This is a genomic window from Brevibacillus sp. B_LB10_24, from assembly GCF_046036945.1.
In the GTDB taxonomy this organism is placed as follows: domain Bacteria; phylum Bacillota; class Bacilli; order Brevibacillales; family Brevibacillaceae; genus Brevibacillus_C.
Map to the genome: position 1 here is coordinate 172,917 of NZ_JBJQOQ010000001.1, position 15,210 is coordinate 188,126.

Here is a 15,210-nt window from a genome sequence, read left to right on the forward strand (position 1 = left end):
CGTGAACAGAACAAGACAGCCGGGGGCGAGAGAAATCGCCCTTGACGTATTGACAAAAGTAGATGAGCTTGGCTCCTACAGCAACCTGCAAGTGAAGAGCGCGCTCGAAAAGGGCTCGCTGTCCGCTCCGGACGCGGCTCTGGTGACGGAATTGGTCTACGGCACGACCCTGCGCCGCAATACGCTCGATGCGGTCATCGCCCGCTTCGTGCGCGGCGGCATGAAAAAGCTGCAGCCCTGGGTGGCCAATCTCCTGCGGATGAGTTTGTACCAAATCCGCTTTTTGGACCGGATACCCGACCGCGCGGCGGTGCATGAAGCCGTAGAGATTGCCAAGAGCCGGGGGCATCGGGGGATCGCTTCGCTCGTCAACGGCGTGCTGCGAAACGTATTGCGGCAGCCCGACGTCTGGGCGGAACCGGCGGAGGGAACGACTGCGGCAAAGATCGCCTTTTCCCTGTCGCATCCCGAGTGGCTTATCGAGCGCTGGCTCAGGCAATACGGCGAGGAGGTGACGCGGCAGATCTGCGAGGCCAACAACCTGCCTCCTCGCACGACGATCCGGGTCAATCGCCTGAAGATCAGCCGGGACGAACTGCTGCGCCAGCTTGCAGAAGAATTCCCCGCAGCGGAAAAATCTCCGCTCACCCCGGACGGGATCATTTTGGGACAAGGCAATCCGGCAGCCACCCGCTGGTTTCGCGAAGGCTTATACACGATTCAGGACGAAAGCTCGATGCTCGTCGCCCCGGCTCTTGCTGCCGGCCCCGGCATGCGTGTGCTGGATGCCTGCGCAGCACCCGGGGGGAAGACGACCCACATCGCCGAGCGGATGGAGAATCAAGGAGAGCTGGTCGCCTGCGACGTCCATCCCCACAAGCGCCAGTTGATCGAGCAGACTGCTGAACGCCTGGGCATTTCGATCGTCCGCACGCGGATCAGCGACGCAGCCGAATTGCCAAGTCAGGGGCTTGGCCAGTTTGAGCGGATTCTCCTGGATGCCCCGTGTACGGGATTTGGCGTTATCCGGCGCAAACCGGATGTAAAGTGGAACAAGCGTCCCGAGGATGTCGAAGCGATCTCCCGGGTGCAGTACCGGCTGCTTGCAGAAGTGAGCAAATTGCTCGCTCCCGGCGGGCTGATGGTTTACAGCACCTGTACGATCGAGCCGGAAGAAAATCAGCAGATCGTCGAGCGGTTTGTCGCCGAGCATCCCGAGTTCAGCCTGGATGCTTCCCTGGCGAATGACTTGCCTGATGTGGTAGGCCAGATGACAGATGCGAGCAGAGGGTATGTTCAGCTTTTGCCTCATCAGTTCCACAGTGACGGCTTCTTTATCTCCCGATTGAAGCGAAATCCGGAGATATGAGTGTTGGACAGCATGACAGGGGATCGCGGCCGAAGCTGTGAGATATGACATTACGATAAAGGGTGAAGCACAATGGAGGCAACAGGGAGTCTACAACCCTTGATTTACAGTCTGACGATGGACGAATTGAAAGAATGGTTGACCGGGCAAGGGGAAAAGGCGTTTCGGGCCCAGCAAATTTTTGACTGGCTGTACGTCAAGCGAGTCCGTGATTTTGCGGATATGAGCAATCTGTCAAAACCGCTCCGCGAAAAACTGGCCGAACACTTTCGGATGAACGCGATGACGGAGATTACCCGCCAGGAATCCCAGGATGGGACCGTCAAGTTTTTGTTTCAACTGCGGGACGGGCACGCCATCGAAACGGTCATCATGCGGCATAACTACGGAAACAGCATCTGCGTGACCACTCAGGTTGGCTGCCGGATCGGCTGCACCTTCTGCGCTTCCACGCTGGGCGGGTTGAAGCGCAACCTGGAAGCCGGCGAGATCGTCGCCCAGGTGCTGATGGCACAGCGCGCGCTTGATGAAGCAGGGGAGAGGGCGAGTCATGTGGTCGTCATGGGGATCGGCGAGCCGTTTGAGAACTTCGATGCGCTGATCCATTTCCTTCGCATCATCAACGACAACCACGGGCTGAATATCGGGCAGCGCCACATCACCGTTTCCACCAGCGGCATCGTGCCAAAGATCTACGAGTTTGCAGAGGTAGGCGGCCAAGTGAATCTGGCGATTTCGCTGCATGCTCCCAATACAGAGCTGCGCTCTAAGCTGATGCCGATCAACCGCGGCTTCCCCTTGGAGAAGCTGCTTGAGGCTTGCCGTTACTACATCAAGCGGACGGGGCGGCGCATCTCGTTTGAGTACGGACTGTTCGGCGGACAAAACGACCAGCCCGAGCATGCGCAAGAGCTGGCTGCGCTGATTGGCGACATGCTCTGCCACGTCAACCTGATTCCTGTCAATTACGTTCCCGAGCGGGATTACGTGCGGACGCCGAAAAAGGAAATTTTTGCCTTTAAACGAATTTTGGAGAGCAAAGGAATCAATGTCACGATCAGGCGTGAACACGGCAGTGATATTGCCGCTGCCTGCGGGCAGCTGAGAGCCCAGCACGCCAAAGAAACAGTGGGGTGAGGATATGGAAATAGCCATGAAGTCACATGTTGGGTGTGTGCGCCAAGTGAATGAAGACTATTTTGCCTGTACGGCCGATGAAACAGGGCGGGTACTGGCGATCGTCGCTGATGGCATGGGCGGACACCAGGCAGGCGACGTGGCGAGCCGTATGGCAGTCGAGCGCATTTTGCAGGAACTGCGTCTCGTTGACCGGGACCTCACCCCAGTAGACGAGCGGGAAGTACTTATGAATGCCGTCTTGTCCGCCAATGAAGCGGTGTACTCGTATGCCGAGTCCCATCCCGAATGCAGCGGGATGGGAACCACCGTCGTGGTTGCCCTGATCAACCAGGAAGGCGGGGTGACCGCCCATATCGGGGACAGCCGGCTGTACTTGTACAGTGAAGGCGGACTGAGGCAGCAAACGGAAGACCATTCACTGGTACAGGAGCTGTTGAAAAGCGGCCAGATCACGGTGCAGGAGGCCTCTTTCCATCCCCGGCGCAATGTGCTGATGCGAGCGTTGGGCACGGAAAGAAACGTCCGGATCGACTTGGGCGATTTTTCCTGGTCTGACGGCGATATCGTCCTGCTTTGCTCAGATGGATTGACCAACAAGGTTCCGCCTGCGGTGATGGAGACCTGGATGGAAAAGCCGATTCCTCTGCAGGAAAAGGTAGACGGGCTCGTCCAGTTCGCGCTGGATGCAGGCGGAGAAGACAACATTACGTTAATCGCCGTGAGCAATACGGCTTCAGCGGTTGACGCAGGGCAGGAAGAGGGGTGAAGCAGATGGAGAATCGTCAGTTGGGAGGACGATACCAGTTGGAGCGCCGGGTCGGCGGCGGAGGCATGGCCGTCGTCTACAAAGCAAGAGATCTCGTGTTGAACAGACCGGTAGCGGTAAAAGTGCTTCGCCCTCAATTTTCCGTCGACGAAGACTTCGTCCAGCGCTTCCGCAGGGAAGCCCAAGCCGTCGCCAGCCTGTCCCACCCGAATGTCGTGGGCGTCTATGACGTCGGGCAGGAAGACGACACGCACTACATGGTCATGGAGTATATCGAAGGCTCCACGCTGAAAGAGGTCATCAACGAACACGGTGCCCTGCCGGTCAAAGAGGCGGTCCGCATCGCGATCAAAATCTGTGACGCGCTGGATCACGCTCACCAGAATCATATTATTCATCGTGATATTAAACCACACAATATTTTGATAGGCAAAAACGGTCAGGTAAAGGTGACAGATTTCGGGATCGCCCGAGCTGTAACCTCGGCGACGATCACCCATACAGGGGCTGTGCTTGGCTCCGTTCACTACTTTTCGCCGGAACAGGCCCGCGGCGGCGTCACGGCGGAAAAGTCGGATATCTATTCGCTCGGAATCGTCTTGTATGAAATGGTGACGGGTCAGCTTCCGTTTTCTGGAGATTCGCCCATTTCGGTAGCGTTGAAGCATTTGCAGGAACCCCTGCCGGAGCCGCGCGAGATCAACCCTGCGATTCCGCAGAGTGTGGAAAACGTGATATTGCGCTCGCTGATGAAAGACCCGTTTATGCGGTACGCTTCGGCGAAAGAGATGCTGGACGACCTGGAGACGTGCCTTTTGCCGGAACGCTTGAACGAACCGAAAGTGGAGGTTCCCAGCGATGAGGATGAGACCCGGGTATTGCCGGCCATCACGCCGGAAATGCTGGAACAGGTGAAGCAGGAACGCCACTTCCCCCAGCGGGCGCGGTCGGCTGCCGCTGCCGAGGAAGAGGACGAGGAGGAAGAGACGTCGCAACAAAATCCTGCCAACAGAAAGAAGTGGCTGATCCGCTCAGTAGTCTGGTCGGGTGCGGCAGTTTTGTTTGTGGTGTTGGCTCTTTTTGGTTTTAATATTGTCGACGGAATTTTCGCCGTACCTGAGACTGACGTACCGCGAGTGGAAGGCATGCAAGTAGACAAGGCCCAAGAAGCTCTGAAGGAGAAGAACCTGGTCGCAAATCTGGTGGAGGAGAACAACGAAGCCGAACAAGGCACCGTCTTCCGCCAGGACCCCTCGCCGCCGATGCGTGTGAAGAAAAACTCAACCGTTACCCTGTTCGTCAGCAAAGGACCGGCAGAAGTGCCGATGGATCGCCTGGTCGGGCTGGATCGTTCCCAGGCGGAGAGCCTGCTGAAGCAGAAGGGCTTTAACCTCGACAACGTAGACTTCACCGAGCGAGAGGACAGCCAGGCGCCTGTCGGACAGGTCATCGACCAGTCTCCGAGCGAGGGCGTCTCCGTCATTCCGTCCAAAGCGCAGGTAAAAGTAGTCGTCAGCAGCGGGGTGCCGATGACCAAGATGCCAGGTGTTATCGGCAAGACTGTCGAATTGGCGGAGATCGATCTGCTCAAGGCAAAATTGGCCAAAGCGGATGAAGTGAAATACCAGCCGTCCTTCGAGCCAAAAGGCAAGGTAATCGGCACGTTCCCTTACAACGCCGGCGACGATGTACCTGAGGGTTCCAAAGTTACGCTGATCGTGAGCAACGGCGAGTACCCTGCCGATACCAAGACGGGAGACTACTCGGTCTTAATCGACCTCAATTTCGGCGAAACCGCCGAGATCAAGATTGTGGTCAACGACGCCCGCGGCGACAATCAGGTGGCATTGAACGAGACGATTGACGAAAGCACCGGTTTTAACGTTCCCCTGGTGCTGGCGCCGAATAAAAACGGCAAGATCGTCATCTATAAAAACGGAGAACTATATCAGACCTACAACGTCGACTATCACAATTTCTAGGAGATATCATGAAAATGGAGGGAAATAATGCCAGAAGGACGCATCGTGAAAGCGTTGAGTGGTTTTTACTACGTAGATAACGGCGAACAGGTCATCCAGTGCCGGGCAAGAGGGCTGTTCAAGAAAAAAGATGCCAGAGTCACGCCGCTGGTTGGCGATTGGGTTGTGTACGACACGGTGAGCGAGGCGGAAGGGTATGTGATGGAGGTTGGCGAGCGGACCACCGAGCTGGTTCGCCCGCCGGTCGCCAACGTCGACGCAGCTGTATTGGTCTTTTCCATGCGGACCCCTTCCTTTTCCTCCGCGCTGCTGGACAAGTTTCTGGTGCATACCGAGACGGCCGGGATCGAAGCGGTGATCGCTCTGTCCAAGGCCGACTTGGCGGACCAGGCAGAGCTGGATGAGATTTGCCAAAAGTATCGGCAGATAGGCTATCGCGTCATTCCCACCTCCACGCAGGACAAGCGGGGGCTGGAAGAGATTCGCCAGGCGCTGGCATCCCATATCGCCGTCTTCGCCGGTCAGTCCGGTGTAGGAAAATCATCGCTGATCAATGCCCTTTTCCCCCATGCCCGTCTGCAGACGGGACAGGTGAGCCACAAGCTTGGACGGGGACGGCATACGACCCGCCACGTCGAACTGATCCCCCTCGAAAAGGGGAGTTATGTAGCGGATACTCCTGGATTCAGTTCGCTTGACTTCGTCGATTTGACGGAACTGGACCTGGCACAGGCGTTCCGCGAATTTAACAGCTATGCGGACGAATGCAAGTTTCGCGGCTGTCTTCACTTGCGCGAGCCGGGCTGCGCCGTCCAGGCCGCCGTTGAGAACGAATTGATCGACGCGGAGCGGTATGAACACTACAAGCAGTTTGCTGAAGAGCTAAAAGAGTACCAACGGAGGAACAAACCATGGTAAAAATCGCCCCATCTATCCTCTCCGCCGATTTCGCCCGTCTGGGAGCCGAGATTCAAGACGTAGAGCGCGGCGGCGCGGACTGGATTCACATCGATGTGATGGACGGCCGCTTTGTGCCGAATATTACGATCGGGCCGTTGATTGTGGAAGCGGTGCGTCCTGTCACCAAGCTTCCGCTCGACGTTCACCTGATGATCGAAGAGCCGGATCGGTACATCTCCGCCTTTGCCAAAAGCGGCGCCGATCTGATCAGCGTGCACCAGGAGGCCTCTCGCCACCTGCACCGCTCGATCTACGCCATCAAAGAACAGGGCGTCAAGGCAGGGGTCGTGCTGAACCCGGCTACCCCGCTGGTGACGATCGAATCCGTGCTGGCAGATGTGGACCTGGTTCTGCTGATGACGGTCAACCCCGGCTTCGGAGGGCAGAGCTTTATTCACAGCGTCCTGCCCAAGGTGTCGGCGCTGCGGCAGATGCTCGACGAACGGGGACTGTCCCACGTAGAGATCGAGATTGACGGCGGCGTTAACGCCGAGACAGCCCGCCTTTGTGAATCTGCCGGCGCAACCGTATTGGTTGCCGGATCAGCCGTGTTCAACAAACCGGACCGCGCACAGGCGATCGCCGCCATCCGCGGCTAAAAGAGAAGTACAGGTCGATTGGGCCTGTACTTTTTTGTTGATCGTCCGCTATTTTCTGGTCCAGTTCGAAGCGGAAGCGTTTGTCGAATAGCTGAAGGCATGCAAAGCACCTTCGGGGGAGTCCCGAGGGTGCTTTTTGCGATCATAGATCAAAAATCTTTGCGGGAAAAAATCCGCGCAGCTGCCACGTAAGACAGGAGGAATAAGACAATCGCCGCCAACAGCATGAACAATTTCCCGGTGTATACGGTGAGTTGAAACGAAATAACAAGCGTAATCATCAGGAGTATCGTCATGACAATATTTGCAACCTGTTCGCCCTGATTACTGATCCAGTAAAAAATCGGCAGGTATAAGGAAGAGAAAATCAATGCCAAACTGAGCAGCATGACTGCTTGCCCGACAGACATCCAGGCGACCTGTGCATCGGGAACCAGTTGATGGAAGATCATACTCGTTACAACCGCGATCACCACTCCCGCCAGGCTGTAGAAAAGCGCTCCAAGGTATTTGGCGGCGACGATCTGTGTACGGCGAATCGGCAGGCTGCCCAGTAAAATGTAGTTTTTATTTTTCAAGTCATTGCTCGTACTGTTCAACAGCATGATGGCAAGCGGAAACAGGCCGACTGTGAGAAAACCCCCGGAAATGTTGACGAACGTAATGGGGAAAACCGCAATGTAAAAGAAAATCCCAAGAATCGATTTTTTCATCACCAGCAGATCTTTTACGATTAGGTTAAACACGAGCGTTTCCCCCTTTTACCGTAAAAAAGATGATATCCTCCAAAGACGGCACCTCCAGCAGTGCATGATCTCCGAACTGCCGGGCCGCCTCTGCCCGGTTATCAGCCAGCCCTTCAAACCCTACCCCTGTCTCGCGAATGCCGACAAACAGTTGACGGGTATCCCGGTCAAGCAGTTCCTTGCTGCCCTTGACCAGGACGTAGCGCTCCAATACCCTGTCCTTCGCTTCGCTGAAGACGATCTGTCCGCGATTGACGAACGTGATGTAATCGGCGATCCGATCGAGGTCGGTCGTAATATGTGTAGAGAACAGGATGGACTTCTGCTCGTCCAGGATAAGACCGGCGAGGATATCCAAAAGTTCTCTGCGAAAGACCGGGTCAAGGCCGGCGGTAGGTTCATCCATGATCAGCAGGTCGGCCTCATGTGACAAGGCCAGGGCGAGTGAAAACTTCATTTTCATCCCTTTAGACAAGTCCTTGATTTTTTTGTTTTCCGGGAGTTCGAACTCCTTCAGATATCCCCTGAATACATCTTCGCTCCAGTTCTTGTAGAATGGGGCGATGACCCGCTTCATCTCGGCGATGGTCAAGTCCTCATAGTAGTAGCTTTCATCCGGTACGAAGGCGATGCGCTGCTTGATTTCTTTTTCGCATTCGGGCATTTTTTGGCCGCAGACGGTTATCTCTCCGCTGTCCGGGACGACGATGTTCATGATCATCTTGATCAACGTGCTTTTTCCCGAACCGTTCGGGCCGATCAGGCCGGTGACAAATCCCTGTTTGACGCCGAACGAGATGTCCTTTAGGGCAAATGATTCGTATTGTTTGTTCAAGTTGCGGATGTCAATGATGTTCATGGTTTTCCTTCTCCTCCTGATAAAGCATGCGCAAGTGGTCGAGCAACTCCGGCATGCTGATTCCCAGTGCCTTGCTTTCCTGAGCAATTTCGATCAGCTTTTCTTCCCACTGCTTGAGCCGCTGCTCGCGGATAAACGCTTGATTGGCGCCGGAGACGAACGAGCCTTTGCCAACCACCGAGTCAATCAATCCTTCCTTTTCCAGCTCTTCATAGGCCCGTTTGGTGGTGATGACACTGATTTGCAAATCCTTGGCCAGCTGGCGGATGGACGGCAGGCTTTCGCCGGGAGACAGTTCACCACTCAGGATGCTCTGCTTGATCTGGTTTTTGATTTGCAGGTAAATCGGGTCTGCAGAGGCATTTGATATGAGAATGTTCATCATCGAATCACCGACCAGTGTGTGTATTTTGTTTATAGTGTGTATATATAATATATACACATGAAACAGAGGAGTCAAGATAAAGTCAGACACTTTTTTCCGATAAAATAATATTGAATACAAATTCTTTTAGTGGTATATTAATTCAGTCAGTTTTACTAAACACAAACGACATAAGGGGTTATCTGAACATGAATAAACGAAACAGATTTGTTGCACTTGCTATTTCCTCCGTCCTTGCTCTCGGCGTTCTCGCCGGATGCGGCTCAGGCGCCAGTACGGGAGCAAGCAACGCAGATAACAATCAAGAACATGCCAAGCCTAAGCTGATCATGGGTACGTCGGCGGATTACAAGCCGTTTGAGTACCACGACACCTCAAGCGGCAAGGATGAAATCGTCGGATTTGACGTCGACATCGCCAAATACATTGCGAACGAAGCAGGATTTGATTTGGAAATCAAGGATATGGACTTCAATGGCTTGCTGCCGGCTCTGCAGTCAGGACGCGTCGACTTCGTCATGGCCGGGATGACTCCAGACGAAAAGCGCAAGAAAAACGCTGATTTCTCCGATGTCTATTTCGAAGCAAAGAATACGATCGTCGCGAAAAAAGGGAGCGGGCTTGCCAAACCTGAAGATTTAGCCGGCAAGAAGATAGGAGTGCAGCTCGGTTCGATTCAAGAAGAGGCAGCCAACACGATCGCCGAATCGGCCAAGGGGCTGCAGGTCGTGTCGCTCAATAAACTGGGTGAAATCGTGCAGGAATTGAAATCGGGCCGGATCGACGCCGCGATTATCGAAGACGTGGTAGCCAAGGGCTACATGACGACCAATCCCGATTTGGAAATGAGCCCGCTTCCACAGGACGGTTCAAACGGTTCGGCTGTCGCTTTTCCAAAGGGCTCCGCAAACGTGGACAAGTTCAACCAGGCGATCAAAAAGCTGCAAGACAGCGGCGAACTGGATAAGCTAATCAAGAAGTGGTTCGGCGAATAAGCAGCCAGATATGGGGTGTAGCAGGGAATGCATCTTGATTTTTCACAGATAGACTTTCGATATATAGCCGAGGGGATGTACACGACGCTGGAATTTACCGTCCTGGCCGCGATTTTCGGCTTTGTATGGGGGGCGGTGCTGTCGCTGTTCAAAATCTCCAGCATCGCGCCGCTCAAGTGGTTCGCCGTCTTCTATACCTCGATTTTCCGCGGGACGCCGCTGATCCTGATGATCGCACTGGTGTACTTCGCCACGCCGCAGTTGACCCAGTACGATATCACGGCGCTGCAGGCGGGCGTGATCACACTGGGGTTGAACTCGGCAGCGTACATCTCAGAGACGATTCGCGCCGGGATTCTCGCGATCGACAAGGGACAACGGGAAGCGGCGATCGCCCTTGGCGTTCCGTACCGGCAGATGATGCTCGACATCATCTTTCCGCAGGCGTTGAAAAACATCCTGCCGGCGATGGTGAATGAGAGCATCGCGCTGCTGAAGGACTCCGCGCTGGTCTCGACGATCGGCGCGCTGGACATCCTGCGCCGCGCCACTATCGTCGGGGCCAACACGTTCCTGTACTTTGAACCGCTGATCTTCGCGGCCCTGCTCTACTACGTCATGGTCATGCTGCTGACATTGGCGGCGCGGTCTTTGGAGAGGAGGCTGAGACGAAGTGATTAAAGTGGAAAACTTGTCGAAATCGTTCGGGAAGCTGGAGGTTCTCCACGACATCTCGACCGAAGTCAAAAAAGGGGATGTCGTGGCGATCATCGGTCCATCCGGCTCCGGCAAATCAACTCTGCTTCGCTGTATGAACCTGCTGGAGGTTCCGACCACGGGCAAGATCCTCATCGACGGTACCGACATCACCGCGAAAAAGGCGGATGCGATGCAGGTTCGCCAGATGATCGGGATGGTGTTTCAACACTTTCACCTGTTTCCCCATATGACCGTACTGGAGAATTTGACATATGCGCCGGTAAAAGTGAAGAAGCTGGCAAAAGACGCTGCCCGGCAAAAAGCGCGGGAGCTGCTAGGCAGAGTCGGCCTCTCCGACAAGGCGGACGTGTATCCGTCCAAACTGTCCGGCGGCCAGAAACAGCGGGTGGCGATCGCCCGTTCGCTGGCGATGGAGCCGGAAATCATGCTGTTTGACGAGCCGACCTCAGCGCTTGATCCGGAGATGGTCAAAGAGGTGCTGGAAGTGATGAAGACGCTGGCCCATACCGGAATGACGATGGCGATCGTCACCCACGAGATGGGCTTTGCCCGTGAAGTGGCGGATCGCATCCTGTTCCTCGACGGGGGGCGCCTGATCGAGGAAGCACCTCCGGAACAGTTTTTCAGCAGGCCGCAGAGTGAACGGGCCAAACAATTTTTGGAAAAAATGCTATAAAAGTAAAAGAAGCTGCGGCATCCTTAAGGCGATGCCGCGGTTTTTCTTTTGCAACCGGGGGCTGGGGGCTCTACAATAAAGAAGGAGAGCCAAAGAAGAGAGGGTACCGAGATATGAAGCAGAAACAAGAGAAAACCGTCGCCGGGCGGGTGCATATATGCGCCGGAGGGACGCTGGATGTACTCCCGAATGCAATGCCGGGAGACATCCTGATCGGGGTAGACGCCGGTGCGCTGCGCCTGCTGGAAGCGGGAGCGGTGCCGACACTGGCCGTCGGCGACTTTGACACGATCGGCGAAGCAGGCTTGTCTAAGCTCGTCCGCTCCGGCGTGGAGATTCGCCGTTTTCCGGAGAGAAAGGATGCGACTGACAGCGACATCGGACTGCAGGCGGCGCTGTCGTTTCAGCCCAAGGAGATCTTCATGTACGGCGCGCTGGGCGGGCGGATGGACCACTCGCTGGCGAACGTGCAGCTCTTGTGGCAGGCCCATCAGGCAGGTGTCTGGATGCAGATCGAGAGCGGAGACAACCGTATCGCCCTGCTGTCTGAGCGCTTCCGCCGCTGCCGGCTGACCAGGGATCACTACCAGTACGTCTCCCTGCTGCCGCTAAGCCCGCTGGTGACCGGAATAACCTTGGAAGGCTTTGCCTACCCGCTGCACGACGCGAGGCTGGAGCTGGGCTCGACGCTCGGCGTGAGCAATCAGTTGACAGGGGAAGCTGGCAGGATTCAGATCGAAAGCGGGGCCCTGCTGGTCATGTCAACTCGAGACGCAGGCGGCCGGCAGGACGAGAAGCTGGAAAAAAACCCGGGATCGGCAGGCTAGTCTGACGGCACAATTGACATTTTTGCGCATATACTTATCAGGTAGGATCATGGCCCACCTGATTTTTTTTGATTAACGACCGTGTTTGGCACATGTTTGGCCCCCTCTGGAATAAGATGTAGTATACATGTTTCGGATTATGCCTGGGGGGGTGCGACATACAAATGGGATTTCGCTCTATTCGGGTACGGCAGGGAATGGCCGTTAAACGTATTGTTGGCGTCTGTTTGGCTGTCGGGGGGTTGACCATTCTGTTGAGCTCCGCGCCTCTATGGGTGTGGTATGCCATTCTAGGAACAGGACTAATGGCCGTCGGGTGGTTTCTCTTTCATCACAAGTAATCCGATAAGGAGGGGTCGAAATGCGTTTCTATACCATCAAATTGCCAAAGTTTCTAGGTGGCATGATACGCGCCGTAATCGAGGCATTCAACAGAAAAAAGTAAGCTGAACACTACAGCCTTTTCATGTGCCGGGGATGCACGGAAAGGCTTGCCCCCTTGCCTGTGTGGGACAAGACGGAGATACCCTTCTGGACTAATAAATCGCGGTCATGCCAGGAAAATACAAAAAAGCACCCGACAGGTGCTTTTTTCGCATGGCATAAGAAATTATACGCGGGTCACAAGACCGGATTTCAGCGCTCTCGTGCTGACATAAACGCGCTTCGGTTTGCCGTTTACCAGGATGCGCACTTTTTGTACGTTGACACCCCAAGAGCGGCGAGTTGCACGCATCGAGTGGGAGCGTGCGTTGCCAGCTTTTGCAGATTTACCAGTAACAAAACATCTACGTGCCATGAATTTCCACCTCCCTCACAGCGTGTAAAACAAGAAAAGCTTCTGCAGAACTGTATAAACACTTGGATATAGTAGCATACCCTCCTGTCAATTGCAATACTTGACAGGATTTTCTCTTTGAAGGGCTGACATTCAGGTGAAACGATGGCGAAAAAACTTCATTTACGCTTATTGATGTAGTAGAATTGGGAAAAGGTAAAAAACGAGTGCAGCATTGTCCGTCGCCTGCAACCAGACTTGGTGTGAGCCAGGTTTTTCATAACAAAGGAGGGTCTTGCATGCCAGTGGAAATGAATACGCCTCTTGGAAAGATCGATGTGACAGAGGAAGTGATCGCGCGGATTTCCGGCGGCGCCGCGATGGAAGTATTCGGCCTGGTCGGAATGGCATCCCGCAAAGCGTTCAAGGATGGCATCGCCGAGATGCTGAGGTTGGACAATTTGAGCAAGGGTGTCGTCGTTCGCAATGAAAACGGTCAAGTCGTGTTGGACATGCATATCATCGTCAGTTACGGCACGAAGATTTCCGAAGTGGCGGGCAATGTGCAGCGCCGCGTCCGATATACGCTGGAACAGACGGTAGGCATCGACGTTTCCGCCATCAACATCTTTGTGCAGGGAGTCCGGACAGAACGGGAAACGTAAGGAGGAAACTGAGTGGTATACAAGCTTCTAAGTGGCGACCTGTTTTTGCAAATGGCCTTGCTGGGTGCCCACAACTTGTTTAAAAACGTCAAGACCGTCAATGCCCTGAACGTCTTTCCGGTACCGGACGGCGATACGGGAACCAATATGAACTTGACGTTTACTTCCGGTGTCGACGAGCTGACCCGGAAGCCTTCAGAGCGCATCGACGACGCCGCAGCAACTTTGGCAAAAGGCTTGCTGATGGGGGCTAGGGGCAATTCCGGAGTCATTCTGTCCCAGCTTTTTCGCGGCTTTCACAAGGCTGTCGCGGGAAAAGCGGAGGTCGATGCCCGGCAGTTCGCGGAAGCTTTCAAAACAGGTGTTGAAACCGCCTACCAAGCTGTAATGAAACCTGTAGAGGGCACCATCCTGACGGTGGCCCGCGAAGCGGCCGAGGCGGCAGTGCGGAAGGCGCGTATGACGGATGACATCACCGCGGTGATGGAGGGCGCGTACAGCGAGGCGCTGGCGAGCCTGAGCCGCACTCCCGAGCTGCTGCCCGTTCTGAGAGAGGTCGGCGTGGTGGACTCCGGCGGGCAGGGATTGGTATTCATCTACGAGGGATTTTTGCGCGCTATGCAGGGGGCGACAGCGCCGGCAGACAGGGCGAAGCCGGAGGCCGCTGCCGCCGATATAGAGCAGTTGGTTGCCGAGCAGCACCATGCGCAAACCCACATGAAGACAGAAGATATTACATACGGCTACTGTACGGAATTTATGGTTCGGCTGAAGCAGAGCACCGAAGCGGGCAAGAAGCCGTTTATCGAGGCGGCCTTCCGCAATCACCTGGCGGCGATGGGAGATTCGCTGCTGGTAGTCTCGGACGACGAACTGGTGAAAGTACATATCCACGCGGAACACCCGGGCGAAGTGCTGCAGTACGCCCAACAATTTGGCAGCCTTCACCGGCTGAAGATCGAAAACATGCGGGAGCAGCATGCCAACATCGTCAAGGAGACGGAAGGCATGACGGCTGAAAAGCGTCCGGAAGAGGCTGTTCAGCCGCCCGACACGAAGCGGCAAAAGCCTCCCTACGCCCTGATCGCCGTAGCTGCCGGAAGCGGCATCAGCGAGCTGTTTCACGGGCTGGGCGTGCAGGTCGTAGTCGAAGGCGGACAGACGATGAATCCGAGTACGGAAGACCTGCTGAAGGCGATTGGCCAGGTTGCTGCCGAAAGGGTGTACCTTTTGCCCAACAACGGGAATATTGTGATGGCGGCTAAGCAGGCGGCGGAGCTCGCCGAGGTGCCTGTCACAGTCATTCCGGCGAAGAGCGTGCCGCAGGGAATGGCAGCAGCCGTCGCATTTAACAGCGGGGCAGGCGAAGCGGCCAATACGGAGAATATGCTGCGGGCGATCGAACAGGTAAAGACCGGACTCGTCACGCAGGCGGTCAGGGAGACGAAGCTGGGGGAAGTTTCGATCAGGGAAGGCGATTTTATCGGGATTGCCGACGGCGAGGTCGCGGTGGCGGAAGCTGACCTTTTGTCGTGTGCGAAGTCACTCCTGCAGCAGCTGGTAGATGAAGAGACGGGGGTCGTCACGCTCCTTTACGGAGAGAGTGCGACGAAAGATCAGGCAGAAGCGCTCCAGGAGTGGCTCACTCACATCGCTCCGGATGCAGAAGCAGAAGTATCCTATGGCGGACAACCCCTGTATCCGTTGATGATGGCAGTGGAGTAGGAAGCAGTAAGGAGGATA

General features: G+C 55.3%; 17 protein-coding genes. 13 read left to right on the top strand and 4 right to left on the bottom strand.

Features of this window, described 5'->3' with window-relative positions:
• Position 1: 1 nt before the first annotated feature.
• From rsmB to rpe, 6 genes are all read left to right on the top strand, one after another.
• Positions 2-1,369 carry a 16S rRNA (cytosine(967)-C(5))-methyltransferase RsmB gene (rsmB, locus tag ACI7RC_RS00865; RefSeq protein ID WP_408106327.1) on the top strand — a complete coding sequence of 456 codons (1,368 nt, stop codon included), beginning with the start codon at positions 2-4 and terminating at the stop codon, positions 1,367-1,369.
• Positions 1,370-1,441: 72 nt separating this feature from the next.
• Positions 1,442-2,506: a dual-specificity RNA methyltransferase RlmN gene (rlmN, locus tag ACI7RC_RS00870; RefSeq protein ID WP_408106328.1), complete on the top strand. Its 1,065-nt coding sequence runs from the start codon at positions 1,442-1,444 to the stop codon at positions 2,504-2,506.
• 4 nt (positions 2,507-2,510) lie between these two features.
• Positions 2,511-3,275 carry a Stp1/IreP family PP2C-type Ser/Thr phosphatase gene (locus tag ACI7RC_RS00875; RefSeq protein WP_408106329.1) on the top strand — a complete coding sequence of 255 codons (765 nt, stop codon included), beginning with the start codon at positions 2,511-2,513 and terminating at the stop codon, positions 3,273-3,275.
• 5 nt (positions 3,276-3,280) lie between these two features.
• Complete coding sequence (gene pknB, locus ACI7RC_RS00880; RefSeq protein ID WP_408106330.1) at positions 3,281-5,257, top strand: Stk1 family PASTA domain-containing Ser/Thr kinase; 1,977 nt, start codon at positions 3,281-3,283, stop codon at positions 5,255-5,257.
• A gap of 27 nt (positions 5,258-5,284) precedes the next feature.
• Positions 5,285-6,175, top strand: coding sequence for a ribosome small subunit-dependent GTPase A (rsgA, locus tag ACI7RC_RS00885; protein WP_408106331.1), 891 nt, complete (start codon positions 5,285-5,287; stop codon positions 6,173-6,175).
• Positions 6,169-6,816, top strand: coding sequence for a ribulose-phosphate 3-epimerase (gene rpe / locus ACI7RC_RS00890; protein WP_408106332.1), 648 nt, complete (start codon positions 6,169-6,171; stop codon positions 6,814-6,816). Before rsgA ends, rpe begins: the two co-directional genes overlap by 7 nt.
• Positions 6,817-6,965: 149 nt before the next feature.
• Here the strand turns inward: rpe and ACI7RC_RS00895 are convergent, their stop codons facing one another.
• From ACI7RC_RS00895 to ACI7RC_RS00905, 3 genes are read right to left on the bottom strand one after another with little or no spacing between them, the layout of a single operon-like run.
• Entirely contained in the window at positions 6,966-7,562 is a 597-nt protein-coding gene (locus ACI7RC_RS00895) for an ABC-2 transporter permease (RefSeq protein WP_408106333.1), read from the bottom strand.
• On the bottom strand, positions 7,555-8,421 hold the full coding sequence (locus ACI7RC_RS00900) for an ABC transporter ATP-binding protein (RefSeq protein ID WP_408106334.1): 867 nt from the start codon (positions 8,419-8,421) through the stop codon (positions 7,555-7,557). The genes ACI7RC_RS00895 and ACI7RC_RS00900 overlap by 8 nt, the downstream gene beginning before the upstream one ends.
• Entirely contained in the window at positions 8,408-8,803 is a 396-nt protein-coding gene (locus tag ACI7RC_RS00905; RefSeq protein WP_408106335.1) for a GntR family transcriptional regulator, read from the bottom strand. The genes ACI7RC_RS00900 and ACI7RC_RS00905 overlap by 14 nt, the downstream gene beginning before the upstream one ends.
• 191 nt (positions 8,804-8,994) lie before the next feature.
• On the opposite strand from ACI7RC_RS00905, the gene ACI7RC_RS00910 reads away from it, so the two are divergent.
• The 5 genes from ACI7RC_RS00910 (at position 8,995) to spoVM (ending at position 12,469) form a co-directional block, all read left to right on the top strand.
• Positions 8,995-9,801, top strand: a complete 807-nt coding sequence (locus tag ACI7RC_RS00910) for a transporter substrate-binding domain-containing protein (RefSeq protein WP_408106336.1) — start codon at positions 8,995-8,997, stop codon at positions 9,799-9,801.
• 27 nt (positions 9,802-9,828) lie between these two features.
• Positions 9,829-10,482 carry an amino acid ABC transporter permease gene (locus tag ACI7RC_RS00915; RefSeq protein ID WP_408106337.1) on the top strand — a complete coding sequence of 218 codons (654 nt, stop codon included), beginning with the start codon at positions 9,829-9,831 and terminating at the stop codon, positions 10,480-10,482.
• Entirely contained in the window at positions 10,475-11,197 is a 723-nt protein-coding gene (locus tag ACI7RC_RS00920) for an amino acid ABC transporter ATP-binding protein (protein WP_408106338.1), read from the top strand. The genes ACI7RC_RS00915 and ACI7RC_RS00920 overlap by 8 nt, the downstream gene beginning before the upstream one ends.
• Positions 11,198-11,310: 113 nt before the next feature.
• Positions 11,311-12,024, top strand: a complete 714-nt coding sequence (locus ACI7RC_RS00925; protein WP_408106339.1) for a thiamine diphosphokinase — start codon at positions 11,311-11,313, stop codon at positions 12,022-12,024.
• 361 nt (positions 12,025-12,385) lie between these two features.
• Positions 12,386-12,469, top strand: a complete 84-nt coding sequence (spoVM, locus tag ACI7RC_RS00930) for a stage V sporulation protein SpoVM (protein WP_035286689.1) — start codon at positions 12,386-12,388, stop codon at positions 12,467-12,469.
• Positions 12,470-12,634: 165 nt separating this feature from the next.
• Here spoVM and rpmB read toward each other — a convergent pair whose 3' ends face one another.
• Positions 12,635-12,823, bottom strand: a complete 189-nt coding sequence (rpmB, locus tag ACI7RC_RS00935) for a 50S ribosomal protein L28 (RefSeq protein WP_081590121.1) — start codon at positions 12,821-12,823, stop codon at positions 12,635-12,637.
• Positions 12,824-13,101: 278 nt separating this feature from the next.
• Between rpmB and ACI7RC_RS00940 the strand changes: the two genes are divergently transcribed.
• Together ACI7RC_RS00940 and ACI7RC_RS00945 are read left to right on the top strand one after the other, a co-directional pair.
• On the top strand, positions 13,102-13,467 hold the full coding sequence (locus tag ACI7RC_RS00940; protein ID WP_408106340.1) for an Asp23/Gls24 family envelope stress response protein: 366 nt from the start codon (positions 13,102-13,104) through the stop codon (positions 13,465-13,467).
• A gap of 12 nt (positions 13,468-13,479) precedes the next feature.
• Positions 13,480-15,192 carry a DAK2 domain-containing protein gene (locus ACI7RC_RS00945; protein WP_408106341.1) on the top strand — a complete coding sequence of 571 codons (1,713 nt, stop codon included), beginning with the start codon at positions 13,480-13,482 and terminating at the stop codon, positions 15,190-15,192.
• Positions 15,193-15,210: the final 18 nt, after the last annotated feature.